14 protein-coding genes are annotated in these 19,107 nt (G+C 40.5%); 6 read left to right on the top strand and 8 right to left on the bottom strand.

Annotation, left to right across the window (positions count from 1 at the left end):
• The first annotated feature begins 43 nt into the window (after nt 1–43).
• A complete protein-coding gene (locus P162_RS17025) occupies nt 44–2,869 on the top strand; it encodes a metalloprotease (protein ID WP_051908142.1) in 2,826 nt (941 codons plus the stop codon).
• A 212-nt stretch (nt 2,870–3,081) separates the two neighbouring features.
• A complete protein-coding gene (locus P162_RS17030; RefSeq protein ID WP_031429141.1) occupies nt 3,082–5,490 on the top strand; it encodes a thiamine pyrophosphate-dependent enzyme in 2,409 nt (802 codons plus the stop codon).
• Nucleotides 5,491–5,498: 8 nt separating this feature from the next.
• Here the strand turns inward: P162_RS17030 and P162_RS17035 are convergent, their stop codons facing one another.
• The 7 genes from P162_RS17035 to P162_RS17065 form a co-directional block, all read right to left on the bottom strand.
• Nucleotides 5,499–7,034, bottom strand: a complete 1,536-nt coding sequence (locus P162_RS17035; protein ID WP_031429143.1) for a PH domain-containing protein — start codon at nt 7,032–7,034, stop codon at nt 5,499–5,501.
• Nucleotides 7,021–7,536 carry a PH domain-containing protein gene (locus tag P162_RS17040; protein WP_051908145.1) on the bottom strand — a complete coding sequence of 172 codons (516 nt, stop codon included), beginning with the start codon at nt 7,534–7,536 and terminating at the stop codon, nt 7,021–7,023. Before P162_RS17040 ends, P162_RS17035 begins: the two co-directional genes overlap by 14 nt.
• 24 nt (nt 7,537–7,560) lie before the next feature.
• Nucleotides 7,561–8,400 carry a 1,4-dihydroxy-2-naphthoyl-CoA synthase gene (locus tag P162_RS17045; RefSeq protein WP_031429146.1) on the bottom strand — a complete coding sequence of 280 codons (840 nt, stop codon included), beginning with the start codon at nt 8,398–8,400 and terminating at the stop codon, nt 7,561–7,563.
• A gap of 3 nt (nt 8,401–8,403) precedes the next feature.
• Nucleotides 8,404–9,243, bottom strand: a complete 840-nt coding sequence (locus tag P162_RS17050) for a S1 RNA-binding domain-containing protein (RefSeq protein WP_031429148.1) — start codon at nt 9,241–9,243, stop codon at nt 8,404–8,406.
• Nucleotides 9,244–9,457: 214 nt separating this feature from the next.
• Nucleotides 9,458–11,173, bottom strand: coding sequence for a 2-succinyl-5-enolpyruvyl-6-hydroxy-3-cyclohexene-1-carboxylic-acid synthase (gene menD / locus P162_RS17055; RefSeq protein ID WP_031429150.1), 1,716 nt, complete (start codon nt 11,171–11,173; stop codon nt 9,458–9,460).
• Nucleotides 11,174–11,203: 30 nt separating this feature from the next.
• Entirely contained in the window at nt 11,204–12,310 is a 1,107-nt protein-coding gene (locus tag P162_RS17060; protein WP_031429152.1) for a chorismate-binding protein, read from the bottom strand.
• Nucleotides 12,307–12,738 carry a PaaI family thioesterase gene (locus tag P162_RS17065; RefSeq protein WP_031429153.1) on the bottom strand — a complete coding sequence of 144 codons (432 nt, stop codon included), beginning with the start codon at nt 12,736–12,738 and terminating at the stop codon, nt 12,307–12,309. Before P162_RS17065 ends, P162_RS17060 begins: the two co-directional genes overlap by 4 nt.
• Before the next feature lie 103 nt (nt 12,739–12,841).
• Between P162_RS17065 and P162_RS17070 the strand changes: the two genes are divergently transcribed.
• From P162_RS17070 to P162_RS17085, 4 genes are all read left to right on the top strand, one after another.
• Nucleotides 12,842–13,501, top strand: coding sequence for an alpha/beta hydrolase (locus tag P162_RS17070; RefSeq protein ID WP_031429155.1), 660 nt, complete (start codon nt 12,842–12,844; stop codon nt 13,499–13,501).
• Nucleotides 13,502–13,606: 105 nt separating this feature from the next.
• Nucleotides 13,607–14,062, top strand: coding sequence for a hypothetical protein (locus tag P162_RS17075; RefSeq protein WP_117434238.1), 456 nt, complete (start codon nt 13,607–13,609; stop codon nt 14,060–14,062).
• Between the two features lie 274 nt (nt 14,063–14,336).
• On the top strand, nt 14,337–15,218 hold the full coding sequence (locus tag P162_RS17080) for a sugar phosphate isomerase/epimerase family protein (protein ID WP_031429158.1): 882 nt from the start codon (nt 14,337–14,339) through the stop codon (nt 15,216–15,218).
• Nucleotides 15,219–16,159: 941 nt separating this feature from the next.
• The gene (locus P162_RS17085; protein WP_035917600.1) at nt 16,160–17,266 is read left to right on the top strand and encodes a mechanosensitive ion channel family protein; all 1,107 of its coding nucleotides are present in this window, start codon (nt 16,160–16,162) and stop codon (nt 17,264–17,266) included.
• Between the two features lie 27 nt (nt 17,267–17,293).
• Here P162_RS17085 and P162_RS17090 read toward each other — a convergent pair whose 3' ends face one another.
• Nucleotides 17,294–19,096: a glycoside hydrolase family 15 protein gene (locus tag P162_RS17090; RefSeq protein ID WP_031429161.1), complete on the bottom strand. Its 1,803-nt coding sequence runs from the start codon at nt 19,094–19,096 to the stop codon at nt 17,294–17,296.
• Between the last annotated feature and the right edge of the window lie 11 nt (nt 19,097–19,107).

Consider the following 19,107-nt stretch of genomic DNA (forward strand, 5'->3'; position numbering starts at 1 on the left):
ATTACCTATTTTTCCGTTAAAATGATATAAGACCACAACCACTTTGAGCAAATTCTTTTCCGTTATTCTTATTTGTATTTTTTGTAGCCCCATGTTGTGGGGCCAGAACAGCATTCATATCAACGGAAAACTGAACACCGCTAACCACACGCTGCAATTACAGCAGGAAACCGTTTTCAGGAATACCTCAAAGGATACACTGTACGAGATCGTTTTTAACGATTGGGCGAATAGTTTTTCTTCTAAAGAGTCTGCACTTGCAAAACGTTTTGCAGAAAACTACGACCGGCGTTTTCATCTTGCCCAAAAGGAATACCGCGGGGCAACACGAATGCAATCTGTTGCTGATGAAAACTTTCAGAACTTAAAATTTTCTCGTTCCAAAGGTGAAGTTGATATTCTCAAGGTAACTCTGAAAACCCCACTTTTGCCCGGAAAATCGGCTAAAATCAGGATTTCTTATGAGGTAAAAATCCAGGATGCGCGTTTTACACGTTACGGGGTTCTTGATGATGGGGATTATAACCTGAGATATTGGTTTTTAGCTCCTGCGGTTTACGATGGCAAATGGCATGGTTACAGCAATAAAAATCTGGATGATCTGTACATGAGCCCCACAGATTTTGAGATTTCGCTTGAACTTCCCAACGGTATGAAGGCGCTTTCAGAACTCAATCAAAACACCGAAAATCTACCCGATTCGACTCATTTTAAGGCCATTTTTACAGGAAATGACCGTATTCAGGCTACACTTTACCTTCGTCAAACGCCCAATTTTGAATTTGTGGAAACAGGCGATTTTAAAGTACTTACGAATATTTACGATTCAAAAGTGGATCCTGCCAATCGCGCCGTTGTTATAGACAAAGTTTCCAGTTATCTTACCCAAGAATTGGGTCCCTACCCTTTTGAGAAATTATTGCTTTCAGAAGAAGATTACAGGGAAAACCCTGTTTATGGCCTCAATCAACTGCCAGATTTTATTAGTCCGTTTCCCAGTGGATTTCAGTACGAACTACAGATTCTAAAGAGCGAAGTCAATCAGTTTGTTGATAATACGCTACTTTTTAATCCCCGGGAAGATCGCTGGGTAAGCGATGCCATTAAGACGTACCTGATGATGCGTTATGTGGATAAGCATTACCCAAAATTAAAAGTAATAGGAAATCTGGAACGCTACTGGTTGTTGCGACAGTACAATATTTCTACTTTAGAATTTAACGACCAGTACAATTTGCTGTACCTGCACATGGCACGACTCAATCTTGATCAGTCATTGAGCACCCCTAACGATTCCCTGATCAAATTCAATAAAAATATTGCCAATGCCTACAAAGCAGGTAGTGGCCTAAATTACTTACAAGCTTACGTGGGTGAGAATGTGATTGACAGCACCATCACCCAGTTTTATAAAGCGGAAAGATTAAAGGCAACCTCTTCTTCCCTTTTTGAAGAATTACTTCGGAAGAATACTAATAAAAACCTTGATTGGTTCTTTGACGAATATGTCAATACAAGAGTGAAAATTGACTACAAATTACAACGGATTAGAAAGCGTGGGGATTCACTCTACCTTAAAATTCAGAATAAGCGCGAGAACACCATGCCCATACCGGTATATGGCATGAACAAAGACAGTGTGGTTTCAAAGCAGTGGCTTCAGGGTTTTAAAGGTGAAAAAGAAATCGCCATCAACGCGGAAGGAATTGACCGTGTGGCGATCAATCAAGACGGCACGGTACCCGAATTCAATAGAAGGAACAATTATAAAAAAGTAAACCCATTTTTAGGATTTCATAAACCTGTACAATTTAAATTGTTTCAGGATCTTGAAAATCCAGCAAAAAGTCAGGTGTTTTTTATGCCGGTTTTTGAATATAACTTTTATGACGGTATTTCCCTGGGAGCACGTATGTACAATAAAACCTTGCTCTCTAAGGCGTTCAGTTATAGCGTAGAACCCCAATTTGGTTTTAAATCTAAAGCTATACTGGGCAGCGTGGGACTTAGCTATACCCAAAACATTGAGGAAGGTAATCTTTATGCCATTCGGTATGGGATTTCTGCCTCTTCACAGTCTTTTGCTCCAGATGCCTTCTACAATAAATACAGTCCGTTTATGACCTTTGCCTTTAGGACAGATGATTTTAGGTCAGATAAACGCCAATTTTTAACCATTAGCAGTATAAATGTATCCCGGGATGCCTCAGAATTTATCACCAACGAAGATCCTGACTACAATGTGTTTAACGTGCGCTATTCCAATAGTAGTCCGGGGGTTATCGATGCTTTCAGCTGGAATACCGATTTTCAGTTGGCCAAAAAATTCAGTAAAATTTCGGCAACCGCAAAATACAAGAAAGTCTTCTTAAATAACAGGCAGTTTGATTTCAGGCTCTTTGCCGGTACGTTTTTGTACAACGATACGCGTTCTGATGGCGATTTTTTCAGCTTTGCCCTTGACCGTCCCACAGATTACCTCTTCAATTACAATTATTACGGAAGGTCAGAAAGCAGCGGACTCTTTAGCCAGCAGCTTATAATTTCAGAAGGTGGATTCAAATCCCAACTCGAACAGCCCTTTGCAAATGAATGGATGGCCACGGCAAATGCAAGTACAACGTTGTACCGTTTTCTGCATGTTTATGGCGACGTGGGTATGTATAAAAGCCTTGATAAGGACGCTCGTTTTGTTTTTGACAGTGGCGTAAGGGCGGTGCTGGTTGAAGATTATTTTGAACTGTATTTACCAGTTTTATCGTCTAAAGGTTGGGAAATTGGTCAGCCGGATTATGATCAGAAGATACGGTTTATCGTGACGTTGAGCCTACGTACCTTACTAAATCTCTTCACCAGAAAATGGTATTAACATCTTTTACCTACTAATTATCCAAGATTGGCAAATCGGAATTTTATAACAATAAATTGAGGATTGTGCAGCAAAATCCATAATAAACATCTATTAGTTATCATAACCGCACTATTTCAGCTATCGTTTAAAAAATTATCATTTCGTTAGCTTTTGTTCAGATTGGTTCGACGGCATATTTTACCTACTTTTGCAGAATAATACGATACCCTATGGCTACACAAGCAGACAGTACTACATCGCTTTCGTTTGACGATTTTAAGGAAACCGTTATTCAGGATTATAAAATCGCGGTGATGAGCAGGGAATGTAGTTTACTGGGACGTAGGGAAGTACTTACCGGAAAAGCAAAATTTGGTATTTTTGGCGATGGTAAAGAACTTCCGCAGCTAGCCATGGCAAAAGCATTCAAAAAGGGAGATTGGCGTGCCGGTTATTACCGGGATCAAACCTTTATGATGGCCATAGGAAAGCTGACCATAGAAAATTTCTTTGCGGGTCTTTATGCCCACGCAAGTTTAGAGCACGACCCCATGAGTGCCGGGAAGCAAATGGGAGGCCACTTTGGAACCCATAGCGTCTCAAGTGATTCTTCAAACGATCTTACCGCGCAATATAACAGCAGCGCAGATATCTCCCCCACTGCCGGACAAATGCCAAGATTGCTGGGACTGGCCCAGGCCTCTAAACTATTCAGGCAACTCCCTGATTCAGAAAAGGAAGGACGTAGTATAAATGGTGATGAAGTCGCATGGGGAACCATAGGAAATGCAAGTACTAGTGAGGGTTTGTTTTTTGAAACGGTAAATGCTGCAGGTGTTTTGCAGGTACCTATGGTCATTTGTGTATGGGACGATGATTATGGTATTTCGGTTCACGCGAAGCACCAGACCACAAAACAGGATATTTCCAAAATATTAGCAGGTTTTCAGCGCAATGAAGAGGAAAACGGTTTTGAAATGATACAGGTAAAGGGCTGGGACTATCCCGCGCTCGTGGATGCCTTTGAGAAAGCTGGTAGCATTGCACGGAAGGAACACGTACCTGTTTTATTGCACGTTAAAGAACTTACACAACCACAAGGGCATTCCACATCAGGCTCACACGAACGTTACAAAAGCAAAGATCGCCTCAACTGGGAGAAAGAGCATGACTGTAATCTGAAGCTTCGGGAATGGATGATCGCAAACCAGATCGCCACAGATGAGGAGCTTGTAGAAATGGAAAAACAGATCAAACGGAACGTGCGCGAAGGAAAACGTCGCGCCTGGGATGCGTTCCTAAATCCCATAAAAGCTGAAAAGAAAAAGGTAATTACGCTTCTGGATACGCTAATCAAAGAGAGTGAAAACGGCCAGTTTATAAAACCTTTGCGTAACCAACTGAACGACGAAAAAGACGCGCTTAAAAACGACGTGATTTCCATAGCGCGCAAAGTCCTTCGATTGGTCCGTAACGAAGAAATCACCGCCCGAAAAGAATTACAGGAATGGGTGGGTTCTTATATAGAAACCCAACAACCGGCGTACAGCGGTCATTTATATAATGAAACCGCAGGAGCTGCCATCCATATAGAAACCGTAGAACCTGTTTACGCGCCAGATGCAGATAAGGTGGACGCGCGTGTCATTTTGCGGGATAATTTTAATAATTTATTCGCGAAACATCCTAATATTCTTGTTTTTGGGGAGGATTCTGGGGCGATAGGTGATGTAAACCAGGGCCTGGAGGGCATGCAGGAAAAATATGGCGAACTTCGCGTCGCAGATGTTGGTATTCGTGAAGCGACTATCGTGGGACAGGGAATAGGTCTTGCCCTGCGCGGTTTTAGGCCTATTGCAGAGATTCAATATCTCGATTATATTCTCTATGCGCTAATGACTTTGAGTGATGACCTCGCTACGCTGCGTTACCGCACGCATGGTACACAGACTGCTCCATTGATTGTGCGCACCCGTGGTCACCGTCTGGAAGGAATATGGCACAGCGGTTCACAAATGGCAGCGCTCCTCGATCTGCTTCGCGGAATGTATGTTCTTGTACCGCGCAATATGACCAAAGCGGCAGGTTTTTATAATACGTTAATGCAAAGTGACGAGCCGGCGCTGATCATAGAATGCCTCAACGGGTATCGCTTAAAAGAAAAAATGCCGGAAAATCTTGACGAACTGCGTACGGCTATTGGTCAGGTGGAAGTACTCAAAGAAGGCACTGATATTACATTACTTTCTTATGGAAGTACGTTGCGCATTGTCATGGAAACTGCAAAGGACCTACAAAGTGTGGGCATAGATGCCGAAGTTATTGATGCGCAAAGTTTGCTTCCTTTTGACCTTAAAAAGGAAACCGTGAAAAGTGTTGCCAAAACCAGTCGGCTGCTTGTTATTGATGAAGATATGCCCGGTGGTGCATCTGCCTATTTGCTGCAACAGGTAATAGAGGGGCAAAATGCCTATAAATTACTGGATAGCGCGCCGCAGACCCTGACCGCAAAACCACACCGACCAGCGTATGGAACTGATGGGGATTATTTTTCTAAACCTTCTGCTGAAGATATTTTTGAAAAAGTATATACCATGATGCGTGAGGTGCGACCGGCAGATTTTCCGGAGATAAGATAATATTCGGTTTACATCCAGGGTTTTGCTGCTGTTTCTATTTTATAGAGTCCGTAGTTTACCTGGCTCAATACCGCGCCATTTACTGCCATAAACGAAACATCTCCGCTGGCTGTATGAAAAACAAGGTTATACACATTTCGCTTTTTATACCATAAAGGTTGTTTGACACTTATGGATTGTAACTTGTAAAATGGGATTATTTCGGTCTTTTTAGTCCATAAACCGGTTTTTTTGATCAGAAATTCACTGGTAAATTCCAATTTTATGGCCTTATATGAAAACCATTTCAAGTAGATCATTGCTGGTAGATAGATAAGGAAAACCGGCAGAATAAAGTTAAATGCAAAATTCTCCAGAAATATATACCATAACAACAAACCTATCATCAATGGTAAAAGACCAAAGAAACATTGCCTTACGAATAAAAGTTTATTCGGTCTAAAAGACTCCTTTGTTGCTCCTGGATCTATTTCAAATACGAAATTTTGAATTTTTGAAACGATTTCTTCCGGTATGCCCGGAACTTTAATTTTACTTTTTTCACTTTCCTCAACACTGTTCACCAGTGAAAATTGTAGATTATATAAGTTGAGATAGCGCTGTACCGGATTTACTTTTATGGTGAAAATCTGTATCCGTTCCGGTTTGAGTGCGACACGGGTATTTGTCTTTAAACCCATTTCCAGTTGTAGTTCCTTCCCGGTGCGTGTAAGCTTAAGACCGTAGTATTTAATAAAAACTTCCGTAGTGGTAATAAGGATACCAACGAGAAAAAGTATGGGCAATGCTATAAATAAGAGTGTAAGGGTATAGTTCGTACTGATATACGTATCGTAAAGGTTTTCCAACTGGAGATTGTAGTCTTCGTCTATCAGGTTTGTATCGAATTGCTGAAGTATGGAACCTGCAAAAATCAAAAGTATCCACACACCCCGCAGATAATTTGTAGATAAACCAATGCGAAGCAATTTTCCAAAGGATAAGCGGTACGTCCATAATTCTTTTGGCAATGGCTGAGCAGTGGCTTCATTTTTCTTATCAAAATCTGGACTTTCTTCGACTGGAGCTGATTGAACTTCCTTTAAAAGTGCAGCTTGTAAGAGATCAGCATTCGCTCGTGATAGTGCTTTGATCTTTACTTCTTCGGCCTTGCTGCCAGCAGTATCAATCACAACTTCGTAAACATTGATTACACGTTGGAGCAAATCCCTTTTAAAATAGACCTGTTGGATTTTATCGAAAGGAATTGCTATTTCCGTAGTGCTAAAAACCCCTTGTTTTAGGATGAATTCGGCTTTATTGTAATCAATGTGAAATATAAAACGCCTATAGGCCAGTATGCTGTAAATAATGAGCCAAATAGCCAATAAAACGGCTCCAAAAAGTAAGTAAAACAGCTTATCACCCGTTATTTTACCAAACAGAATATAAGCTCCCAGAACCCATAAACCTCTCAGGGATTTGAATGCTGAAGCTACAAAAATGAGCAAAATACCTACCGGGGATTGTAATTGGGGCCGGGTAAAAGGTTTAGAAGGCTGCATAATCCCCTTCTTTCACGATTGCTTCTTTTACGGCCGTGGCACGCTGTGGTTCTAGTCCGGGGATATTGATATCGCTTCCACTGCCCCCTGCTGTATAAATCTGTAGCGTGGCGATCTTTAAGGATTTATCTAAAATCCCCTGAGAAATGGAAACATGCTGAATACGACTGAAGGGAATAATTGTAGTTTTTTCAAATAAAAATCCCCGTCTGAATACGATATCCCGCTCCCGAAGGGCATAGCCATACACCTCCTGATTTTTGAAAATCAAAAAGTACTGAAAGCCGAAAAATAAGATTCCAGCAACTGCTGCATAATACACTAGAAAATTTGCTTCGTAATAAAACCAAATACTTAAACCAACAGTGATTACCATAAGCCACAGCGTTAAACCGATCAATGCCTTTGTACGCTGTTTTATGGATATAGGCTCCAGTACAAGCGATTCATAGCGAGGAAGGTCACTGCTAAGTATCTGATGGTTTGTAAAGCTGTTTTCCAAGATTTTAAGTACTTCGATTCAATTTTATGGCAGCCATTTTTTGTCAAAGTTGGGCTTCCGTTTTTCAAGAAAGGCGTTGCGGCCTTCTTTGGCTTCATCGGTCATATAGGCAAGGCGCGTCGCCTCACCGGCAAAAACCTGTTGGCCTACCATTCCATCATCGGTAAGGTTCATACTGAATTTCAGCATTTTAATGGAAATAGGTGATTTCTGCAAAATTTCCTGCGCCCATTCATAGGCAGTATCTTCAAGATCTTCGTGGGGAACAACGGCATTTACCATTCCCATTTCATAAGCTTCCTGAGCAGAATAATCCCGTCCCAAAAAGAAAATTTCGCGGGCACGCTTTTGACCAACCATTTTTGCCAAATAGGCCGAACCATAACCGCCGTCAAAACTGGTGACATCGGCATCGGTCTGCTTAAATATGGCATGTTCTTTACTGGCAAGCGTAAGATCACAAACCACGTGCAAACTATGGCCACCGCCTACTGCCCAACCGGGAACCACTGCAATAACCGCTTTAGGCATAAAACGAATCAAGCGCTGCACATCAAGGATATTGAGACGGTGATAACCATCTTCCCCTACATAACCCTGATCACCGCGTACTTTCTGATCACCCCCGCTGCAAAAACTATAGACACCATCTTTTGACGAAGGTCCTTCGGCAGAAAGCAGAACCACACCTATACTGGTATCTTCCTGCGCATCGTGAAAAGCTTTTAAAAGTTCAGAAGTCGTTTTTGGTCGGAATGCGTTGCGAACATCAGGCCTGTTAAAGGCGATACGTGCAACACCATTTGCCTTTTTATAGGTAATATCATCAAATTCTATAGCGGTTTGCCAGTCTGGTTGCTGCATGCCTTATTTTTTTGTGTTTAATACAATTTTATCTTCTTCTATAACAATCTCTCGTTCTTTATAGAGAACACCAATGGCTTTTTTGAAACTTTTCTTACTTATACCCAGTTGCGCCTGTATATCTTCAGGTTTGCTCTTATCGCTCAGCATGAGCTTACCACCATTGGCCTGCAACTCATCCATGATATATTTAGTGTTAGGCTCGATCCCTTTGTAGCCTTCCGGCTGAAGAACGACATCTATCTTCTTATCGTCACGCACCCATTTGATATATCCCGGTAATTTGTCGCCTACACGCAAATCTTCAAAAATACTGTCCTTAAAAACGAGGCCCATGTGTTTGCCATTGATGATCACGTTTGCACCGTGATCAGAATAGTGGGAAACCAGAAGATCAACTTTGTCAAACTTTTGCACTTCAATGTTGTCATTATCTGTAAACTGAGGTGTCTTTGTAGATCCTACCAAACGGTTTGATTTTTCATCCAGATAAAGATAGACCACATAAGATTGCCCTGCTTTCATGGGAGTCATTTGATTGCTATAGGGTACAAGCAATTCTTTGTCAAGCCCCCAGTCCACAAAAGCACCAATGCCTGTTACTGCCGTACAGCGTAAAAAAGCAAATCCATTTTTCTCTATAAAAGGTTTTAAGGTTGTGGCAACCGGTCGCTCTTCGTTGTCGAGATAAACAAAAACCTCAATGGAATCCTCCAGCTTAAAATTTTCTGGCGCATATTTTCCGGGTAGCAGGACTTCATCCTCCTCTTCATTGCGTAAATAAAGTCCCGGACTCACGTCGCGATCAATAATCATTTTGTGGTAAGCGCCTATTTCTAACATATAGTATGGATTGTTTGTTGCAAAATTAAGCAACCTCGCACAACTTTAAACAGTGTGTGGTGCTTAAAAGAACTCAGAATATAGAATATATTTAAAGCATAACTATAAAATCTATCAATACTTATATATAGAAGAATAAATAGCGATATTTCAGCCAAAAAATGCTCAATATAGGCGATAAATTGCTGAATTTATACTATTTATCGATACTTTATTATCGAATAAAACTAAAATAATTAAGCAATACCTGATCGTTTATAGTCCGTGGGGTACTGATTTCCAAAATTGACGGTTTGTCGTTTTCAGTATAGAATTTAACCAATTCATCTTCTAAAGCGGAACTAGTGGAAGCTTGATAATATTTAAAATCATACATTTTTGCCAGGTGTTCTGCCGTCAGGTTGTGTGTGGTCTCGAAGAAATCAGTAAATTCTTTGGTATCCTTATTACCGGGCAAAATCCTAAAAATACCGCCGCCATTGTTATTGATTACGATGATCTTAAAATTGCCCGGGATATAACGGTTCCACAAAGCATTACTGTCATATAGAAAGCTGAGATCGCCGGTTATCAATGTCGTAGGCGTCGCACTACCCAGCGCGGCTCCTATTGCCGTAGAGGTAGAACCATCAATACCGCTCGTTCCCCGATTGCAAAATACTTTTAACGATTTGTCAATATCAAAAAGCTGAACATAACGCACGGTAGAGCTGTTGCCCAACTGTAACATGCTTTTATCGGGAATTTTTTCCAATATGATCTGGAAGGCTTTAAAATCACACCATTGCATATCTTTAAGATATTCTTCATGCTTCTTATCGCGATGGATCTTAATGGTATTCCATGTACTAAAATAGGCACTTGCAAGTTTTTCCGTCAGGGGTAAAAAGCGCTTCCAGAAAGTATTTGGCGTAACTTCAAAATGGCGGTTGAGGCAAAAGAACGTATCGTAAGCTTTTTTAGGATCAATATGCCAGTGCTGTTTGGGTCGAAAATTCCGAAGGAACGCTTTGATTTTTTTGGAAATTACCATTCCACCAAAGGTCACCAACAAATCGGGTTGTAATTTCTGAAAGCCTTCCGTATCCAGACTACCTATCAAGTTATCAATACGGGTAAATGCATTGGGATGATCTAAATTAGAAGTAGTTTCCGTAAAGATCAGAACACTGGGATCAGTGGCCAGTGCATTCAGAAACTCCTTTTCAAGCGCATCCGGAGGCAATACCCCTACCAGAACAATCTTTTTGTGGGACGTGTTCCAGATTTTTGCAAAAGGTTGCAATTCCTCTGTGCTCAACTCTTCCTTTTTAACCTTCGGTGAAACAAAAATTGGCGCTGGTTGTGCTGTTTCAGTAGTTTGGTACAAAGGTTCATAAAACGGGATATTTATATGTACGGGTCCGTTTTTCTCGATTGCGGTATTGAGTGCCTTATTGATTTCCTGCTGATTGTGCGTGGTGGCCTCCCGTTGCTTTTGCTGCAGTTTTTGATCATGAACAGTTTCTTCCATAACCAATTCCGAATATAGATTGGCCGAATAAAGTATGTGGTTTTCAAACACATTGCGCTGTCGTATGGTCTGCCCATCCCCTATATCAATGCGCTCAATTGGCCTATCGGCCGAAAGTACCACCAGTGGGATATCGCTATAAAAAGCTTCCGCGATAGCAGGATAATAGTTGAGCAGCGCACTGCCCGAAGTACAGCAAATGGCGACAGGTTTTTGCAATTGTTGCGCAAGACCGAGCGCAAAAAAAGCGGCGCAGCGTTCATCTACGATGCTGAATGCCTTAATCTCGGGATGATGACTAAAACCTATTGTCAACGGGGCATTGCGGGAGCCCGGCGAAATGACTACATGATCTATACCCTTGCTGAGGCACAAGGTTATGACCGCCTGGGCTACGGGGATTGTAGAATATACCATAGGGCAAAAGTACGATTTCACTGCACGTTTTTAAAGCACACGCAGCATGGTTTGTGCTTTGGCTACGGTTTCTTCCCATTCCCTTTCTGGTATAGAATCCCGGGTAACCCCGCCTCCCATGAAAAGGGTTACCTCTTTAGTATCGTACTGCATGCAGCGCAGGTTCACATATAAATCGGTTGATTTTTTAATGCTTTTATAAGCGAGATTTTCTGTATTGCGGCGATGGGAAGCCCTCGAATTTTCCTCCTGCAGGTTAAGTTCGCCCAGAAAACCGGTATAAAATGCACGATCGTAACCCTCTTCTTTAGCAATAAAAGATCTGGCCGCTTCGCGCGGAAGTCCGCAAACGGCAGGTGTGGGATGAAGCGCGGAGATAATGCGCCCTAACTGTTGACCCTTTGCGTGCATAACGCCGGTGATCACAGAGCGCAGATGCAATACATTGCCGGCACGCACCGTTTCCCTATCTTTTACATTTAAATTTTTCACCTCAAATTTCTTCAGGCTTTTAACGATTTCATCGGTAACGAGCTGCTGTTCTTCAAGTTCCTTTTTGCCCCATTGCACATCTACGGAATCCTCAAAAACCTGCGTTCCCGCAAGCGCCATGGTTTGAAAACGCAGACCGTTTACGCGCAGCAATGTTTCTGGGGTTGCTCCCAGCCAAACCCCGATGGATGGATGATAAAATATGTAGGTAAATGCATCTGGGTACACATTTGCCAGGGTTTTAAAAAGAAGTAGTGGATCTTTTTCCGTAGATATATTCTGTTGCCTGGAGAGCACTACTTTGATTAGGTTTTTACGTTTGATTTCACCGATTGCCTTTTCAACCAGATGTATGTGTTTTTGCCTTTTTTCGTCAGAAATTGGCAATTTTAGCTCAAAATCCGACTTTTCTTCGGTAAAATAAAAGTCGGCTTTTAGGGGTTTCCCCGGAATCAAAATGCTTTTCTCTTTATTGAATGGGGCAAAAACAAAGCCGCTCTCCATAAAGGTTTGGACCTCGTGTACTTGCGTATCATTCTGAAAAATCACCTGGACCTCTTTTTCTCTAGGTTTTTTGTACGCCACAAAAGGAAGCCCCATGGCGTATTGCGCGGCAAGCCGATGAAATACGTCTGTTGCTGTCATTTTGTTTTTCTAGGAAGCGATAGCGTGGTAAGTTTGACAAAAGAAATGAGCTCTCCAACGGGATTTGTAATGCGGATATCCCAGACCTGGGTCGTCCTGCCTTTATGTAAGAATGTGGCTTTTGCAAAAACATCCCCTTCCGAAACGCTTTTTACATGATTTGCAGCGATTTCTATACCGCGCACCATTACATTTTCGGCATTTAAAAATATATAACTTGCTGCGCTTCCCACACTTTCTGCAAGTGCCACGGTTGCACCGCCATGTAAAACGCCGTCCGGTTGATGGACTCTGGGTGTCACCGGCATCTTTGCGGTAAGGTAGTCTTCGCCCACATCAATAAATTCAATATGCAATGTTTCCATTAAGGTGTTTGTGGACATCTTAGCGCACAGCGCCAGTATTTCGGTCTTTGATTTTTTTGACATAAGGAATACTTAATATAGATTCTCAAAATTGAACTATCTACTGGGAACTATCATTTTTCCCCCTGAATTATTTACTTTGTAAAGATACAAATCCTATACGCGCATGTCCATGGAAAAACAGGTTAACTATACCGCAGCAAATACCTATTCTACTTTAAATACGTTTACCGAGGAAACCCGGAATATCTGGCTGGTCTGTCATGGCATTGGCTATTTAAGCGAATATTTTATCAACTATTTTGATCATCTGGATCCTAAAACCAATTATATAGTTGCCCCACAAGCACCCGCGAAATATTATCAGGACAAATCCTACAAATATATTGGCGCCTCCTGGTTTACAAGGAAATATCTGGAACAGGAAACCCAAAATGTAGTCCATTATCTGGATGCCGTGTATGATGCGGAGATAAAACCAAAACTTGACGGACAGGCAAATTTGATCCTTTTTGGGTATTCGCAAGGCGTTTCGGCAATCCTGCGGTGGGCCGCAACTTCTAAAATTGATTGCTCGTCCCTCCTATTGCATTCTGGTGGAATACCCGAGGAGATACCTTCCCATAGTTTTGATCATCTTTCTACTAGACGTATAGTCATTACTTATGGTAATGCAGATCAATACTTTACAGAAAAAAGAATGCAAGGTGAATTTTCAAAAGCGGAGAAAATATTCGGGAAAAACCTACTAATAAAGCAATTTCAGGGCATCCACGAGATTAATAGGGCATTTATTCAAAAAGCATCAGCGTTCAATAATTATTAAAATATGTTAAATTTTACTTCTTTTTGTGTCTTTTACCGAATTAACTTGCTTTTAATGGTTTAAATGCTATATATTTACGCTGTAATACATTGAAAGCCCCAAATCATGAATTCATATACTATATTTTTTCTAATGTGCTTATTAAGTGTCAGCGGTTTTGCACAGGTTTCACAAAGTGAGCAGGATGCTTTAAAAGATTTGCATCGTTTTACCCAGGGCGAACAATGGAAAGTAACCTGGGATCTTAATGAAGATATTACAAATTGGAAGGGTGTTACTATTGAAAATGACAGAGTTGTAGGTCTCGATTTAAGTTCCAATGCTCTTAAAGGGGAGTTGCCATCGAGTTTGGGAAACCTTAAATTTTTAAAAAAGCTTGACCTTTCTGAAAATGATTTAAGTGGTGAACTTCCGGATCAATTGGCTGCTTTGAAAAGCTTGGAAGTTCTGGCAGTTGGTAAAAACACTTTTTCGGGAGAAATCCCAGAAAGCCTTTATCAAATCAAGGCGTTAGATATTGAGAATAATGTCTTTGAAAGTCTGGCCAGTAATCCTAGTTGAAAATATAACGCAACTTAATTTTTGAGTAGCGTTTAACGAGAATGTAAAGTTGGTTTTTTATATTGTTTAAAGTTGGTTAAAAGTCCGTTACCCCCTGGTAGCGGACTTTTTTTATTGCAGATAGTTTGAAAGGACGTGTTTATAAAATTAATGGTAAATCGTATTAACATTCATATCTGAGATAAAAGCAAGGGTTTAACGATATTTTATTTTAATTTTAGGATTCGTATACTATGCTAAATCAATTTAGCCCCATTCCCTTAAAAAACCAAAGATGTCACAAAGAAGAACTTTTTTAAAACAAGCTACATTAGCTGCTGCTGCCGCTACCCTACTTCCCAAAATTGCTTTTGCCAGTGTAAAAAAGCACAAATTAGGGTTGCAGTTATATTCCCTGCGGGAAACCCTTCCGGATAATGTGAAGGGTACTCTAGAAATGGTAGCAAAAATTGGCTTCAAAGAAGTAGAAACCTACGGTTATACCCTTGAAAATGGCTTCTGGGGGACAACTATAGAAGAATTTAATCAGATTTTGAAAGACACCGGGATGAAAAGCCCCAGTGGTCATTATGGCGCCGATTCTTTTCTGGCACCTGGCGGAACAAAAGATGAACTAATGCACATGATCGAAGCTGCCGAACAATTAAATCAAAAATATTTTATTATTCCGTACCTGGGCGATTCCTTGCGCGGTTCCCTGGACGATTACAAACGTCTTGCCCCTAAATTTAACGAAATTGGTGAATTGTGCAAGCAGGCGGGTTTGAAGTTGGCCTATCACAATCATGCCTTTGAATTTGAAAAATATGATGGTCAGACGGGTTATGAAATTTTGCTTTCTGAAACAGACAAAGAACTGGTGGACTTTGAAATGGATATTTTCTGGGTCGCACATTCAGGTGTAGATCCCGTAGCGTTATTCAATAAATATCCTGGAAGATTTCCTTTATGGCATGTAAAAGACATGGATAAAGCAGACAGGGAATTAAATACCGAAATAGGCGCAGGAACCATAGATTACACCACAATTTTTAAAAATATGAAAACCTCTGATGTAAAGCATCTTATCATTGAGCAGGAAAATTTTGATATGGATCCTTATAAAAGCCTTTCTCAAAGTGTGAAATACATAGAAAACGATTTGCTAACAAGCTAATTTAAAGTCTACTAAACACTAAAGATTATGCGGAATTATTCAACGTGCAGTACGTTATGATCGCCTTTTTAAGGTATGCCAAAAAAAAGCAGGGAATAGTTCCCTGCTTTTCAATCCAACCTCCAGATCTTAGTCAACCAACAAACCAAGAGTAAATTTTTCATCCATATAATAGTCCGGCTGTGGGGAATTTTTACCGAGGACTTCGATTCCTATCTCAAAAAGATTTCCAGTATTTCATTCAAAAAATTTCTACATAAACCCTACCCAGGATCATTGAACATTTTTCTATAAAGCCTAAAACTAGTTTCAATAATTTTATTTCTCATCACCAGATTAGACCTACTATCCTTTAAAATTATTTCTTACAAAAAAAGCTGGCATCTTCCGCAATACTCTTCAAGCATAATAGCACTATTTTCAGATTCCAAATGTTTTGGTTCATCTTGCGATTCATATTGTGCTTGATCTATATAAATCTGACCATATATAAGTAGCGTCAAAAAAAGCACCAAATAAGTTATAATAAGTTTCATACGTATTCTAGATTTTGTTATTACAAATGTACCAGTGCATGCGGTCTGGTTATGATGTTTTTAGCTAATCTCCTCATTACTATGGTTGGAAGGAATTAATAATACGATAAACGGTAATAAATGAGACTTTTATACCGAAAAACAACCTGCTTTTCCGGAGATATCCCTGATTAACACAACAAAGTATTGCAGCATTTTACATTCATAACATTGGAGAAATCAGAAGGTTAAAGTAAAAATATTCCGTAAAGATTCCCTTATCTCCAGAAGATATCTGATGAGATTTGCTACTGCTGAAATTTTACTAACGTTGTAGTGGCCTGATAGACAAAATTTTAAGCTTCATTAACGTTGACTGAATGTTGTTTTGGCTAGTTTTAAGGATAATAGTTAAAAATTCCCCATATGCAACTATACTTTAGTCCAGAAATGCAACGCTTTCTTATTTTCAGTATTTTAATTACAGGACTCATTTTTACGATCCTTTATTTTGTGCTCAAAAAATTAGGTAAGAACACCAATAACATTTTACCGCTGAACATTGCAGAGCGTACCCGTATTCCGCTCGCATTACTCCTGGTAAGCCTTATGTTGAGGCTTGATAAAATCGCCGCGATTGTAGAGGATTTTATTTCAGAAGCTTCACTAAACCAAGTAAGCACCGTACTTCTGATCATCAGTTTTGTGTGGCTGGCGATTATTGCGGTAAAAGTTGCTAAAGCAAAGGTATTGGAGAATTATGATATTAAGGCGGAGAACAACATTAAGGCACGCAAAATCTATACACAATTCAATATCCTGGAACGGGTAATTATATTTGTGCTGGTGTTATTAGGTATAGGTATTGTCCTGATGAGTTTTGACAATATAAGGGCAATGGGCGTTACGATGCTCTCAACTGCAGGTATTGCGGGAATCATTATTGGTTTTGCCGCGCAGAAGGCATTGGGTACGTTGATGGCAGGAATTCAAATTGCGTTTACCCAGCCTATTCGTATAGATGATGTGGTTATTGTGGAAGGAGAATGGGGACGCATTGAGGAAATAACCCTTACGTATGTAGTCGTCAATATTTGGGACAAGCGTCGCCTTGTGGTGCCCACCACCTACTTTATAGAGCAACCTTTTCAAAACTGGACGCGAAGCTCCTCAGATCTTCTGGGAACTGTTTTTATATATACCGATTACAATATCCCCTTTGATGACCTGCGTGAAGAATTAACGCGCTTGCTCAAAAAATCGCCGCTTTGGGACCAAAAAGTAAATGTACTTCAAGTCACTGATAGTACGGCCAATTCCGTAGAGATCCGTGCACTTATGAGCGCCAAGGATTCACCCACGGCCTTTGATTTACGGGTATACGTTCGTGAAAATCTGATTTCCTTTATACAAAGAAATTATCCTGAAAGTTTCTCCAAAACCCGATTCACCATGCCTGCTTCCGGATTGGAAAATCAACATCCAAAACCAATAAAAAAGGTCGAAAAACAGGAGAAAATAGCCGATAAATAGGCTTTTTTCGACCAAAAAAAGGGTTCTTTAATAGAAAATGGGTTCAAAAATGTCTTTTTCTCCTATATTATTAGAGAAATTAATTGCTGTTTCAATCAACGCCAAATGGGAATACGCCTGCGGAAAATTGCCCAATAAACGTTTTGTCTTAAAATCAATATCCTCGCTAAACAACCCTAAATGATTGCTATAGGATAAGAGTTGGTCAAAATATTTGACGGCTTTATCCTTCTCCCCTATTTTATAAAGGCTATCGATAAACCAGAAGGAGCAAATGGTAAAAGAAGAAGAAGGCTTACCAAAATCATCATCATTCTTGTAGCGGTACATGAGTCCATCCTGACACAATTCCTTTTCCGTGGCTTTTACGGTAGAGATAAACCGGGGATCGTCTGCCTCAATGAACCCATATTGTTGCATCAATAAGGTAGATGCATCCAGTGCGGTTGAACCATAAGACTGCGTATAGGCGCCAATTTCTTCATTCCAGGCGTGCTCATAGATATCAATATAGATTTTTTCACGTAGGCTTTTCCATTCCTCAATATTGCGCGTTCTGTTGAGCACATTTGCAATTTTGATGGCGCGATCCACCGCCACCCAGCAAAGCAGTTTAGAAAAGGTGAAGTGTTTATCTTCGGTACGAAGTTCCCATATTCCTTTATCTGCCTCTTGCCTGTGCTCTTCAACGATTGTGACAATTCCACGTACGATCGTCCACAGGGCTTCACTGTTTTCCAGCGTATTTTCAAATTCAACAAATTGACTATATATAACTTCCATCAAAATGCCATAGATATCGTTTTGTCGCTGTACATAAGCCGCATTTCCCACACGCACGGGCTTAGAATCCTTGTAACCGCTTAAATGATCCAGTGTTTCTTCGGTAAGTTCCTTCTCGCCGTTAATCCCGTACATAATCTGCATTTTCTCATCCTTATCTGGGACCGTATTCATGATGAACTGCAAAAACTTCTGGGCAGATTTCGTGTGGCCCAGGCTACTTATCACCCGGATCACCATGGAAGCGTCGCGCACCCAGCAAAACCGGTAATCCCAGTTACGTATTTCGCCTATGGTTTCTGGCAAAGATGTGGTCGCTGCCGCAAGCACGGCTCCTGATTTTTCAAATGTAAGTGCTTTTAGTGTTAGTGCAGAACGTATGATCTCGTTCTGGTATTTTGGGTATTTTGTAGTGGCATCGCTCCAGTTCATCCAGTATACTTTGGTACGTTGAAATTTGAGATAAATGCGATCTATATCCTGCTTTATCAACTTCTCATGGTAGGAAATAAGTATAAAAGCATTGTCAGTGAGTGTTAATTCCTTATTATTTAGAATATCCTGATTATCAAAATCTGTATACATGTAAAGGGAATCGTATTTACCGCCTTCAGTATAACTTTCTATATATTCCTCTTTGTCTTCGTTAAAGGTTTTCGGTTTGGCATATTCTAATTGAGGATCGTAGACTATTTTAAATTTGGGCGCTCCTTTTATAAATCGGATAAAGCGAATAATATCTGGAGGGGAATAGAATTTATTGTTCTTTTTCTCATAACGCGGCATAAAATCCAGCACCTGGAAGGCATTGGTGCCGTCGTCAAAAGTTGTACTCAAGATATTGGTTTCCCAAAGATATTCCTGATCGATTTTATAGGTTTCACTAATTTCAAATGAAGTGCTCCCCCCTTTCTTATCGTCAAGAAGTTTTGCGAACACAGATGCGGAATCAAATATGGGTAGGCAGCACCAGTCTATGGATCCTGTTTTTGAAATGAGCGCAGCGCTCCTGCAATTCCCTATTATTCCGTAGTCAAGATTATCCATAATTTTCTAAA

Source organism: Flavimarina sp. Hel_I_48 (genome assembly GCF_000733945.1).
Taxonomy (GTDB): Bacteria; Bacteroidota; Bacteroidia; order Flavobacteriales; family Flavobacteriaceae; genus Leeuwenhoekiella.

What these genes read in the sequence shown, in the direction of transcription:
- P162_RS17030 (WP_031429141.1), top strand. Translation starts at nt 3,082, where the DNA reads ATGGCTACACAAGCAGACAGTACTACATCGCTTTCGTTTGACGATTTT.
- P162_RS17035 (WP_031429143.1), bottom strand. Translation starts at nt 7,034, where the DNA reads ATGCAGCCTTCTAAACCTTTTACCCGGCCCCAATTACAATCCCCGGTA.
- P162_RS17045 (WP_031429146.1), bottom strand. Translation starts at nt 8,400, where the DNA reads ATGCAGCAACCAGACTGGCAAACCGCTATAGAATTTGATGATATTACC.
- P162_RS17050 (WP_031429148.1), bottom strand. Translation starts at nt 9,243, where the DNA reads ATGTTAGAAATAGGCGCTTACCACAAAATGATTATTGATCGCGACGTG.
- menD (WP_031429150.1), bottom strand. Translation starts at nt 11,173, where the DNA reads ATGGTATATTCTACAATCCCCGTAGCCCAGGCGGTCATAACCTTGTGC.
- P162_RS17060 (WP_031429152.1), bottom strand. Translation starts at nt 12,310, where the DNA reads ATGACAGCAACAGACGTATTTCATCGGCTTGCCGCGCAATACGCCATG.
- P162_RS17065 (WP_031429153.1), bottom strand. Translation starts at nt 12,738, where the DNA reads ATGTCAAAAAAATCAAAGACCGAAATACTGGCGCTGTGCGCTAAGATG.
- P162_RS17070 (WP_031429155.1), top strand. Translation starts at nt 12,842, where the DNA reads ATGTCCATGGAAAAACAGGTTAACTATACCGCAGCAAATACCTATTCT.
- P162_RS17075 (WP_117434238.1), top strand. Translation starts at nt 13,607, where the DNA reads ATGAATTCATATACTATATTTTTTCTAATGTGCTTATTAAGTGTCAGC.
- P162_RS17080 (WP_031429158.1), top strand. Translation starts at nt 14,337, where the DNA reads ATGTCACAAAGAAGAACTTTTTTAAAACAAGCTACATTAGCTGCTGCT.
- P162_RS17085 (WP_035917600.1), top strand. Translation starts at nt 16,160, where the DNA reads ATGCAACTATACTTTAGTCCAGAAATGCAACGCTTTCTTATTTTCAGT.
- P162_RS17090 (WP_031429161.1), bottom strand. Translation starts at nt 19,096, where the DNA reads ATGGATAATCTTGACTACGGAATAATAGGGAATTGCAGGAGCGCTGCG.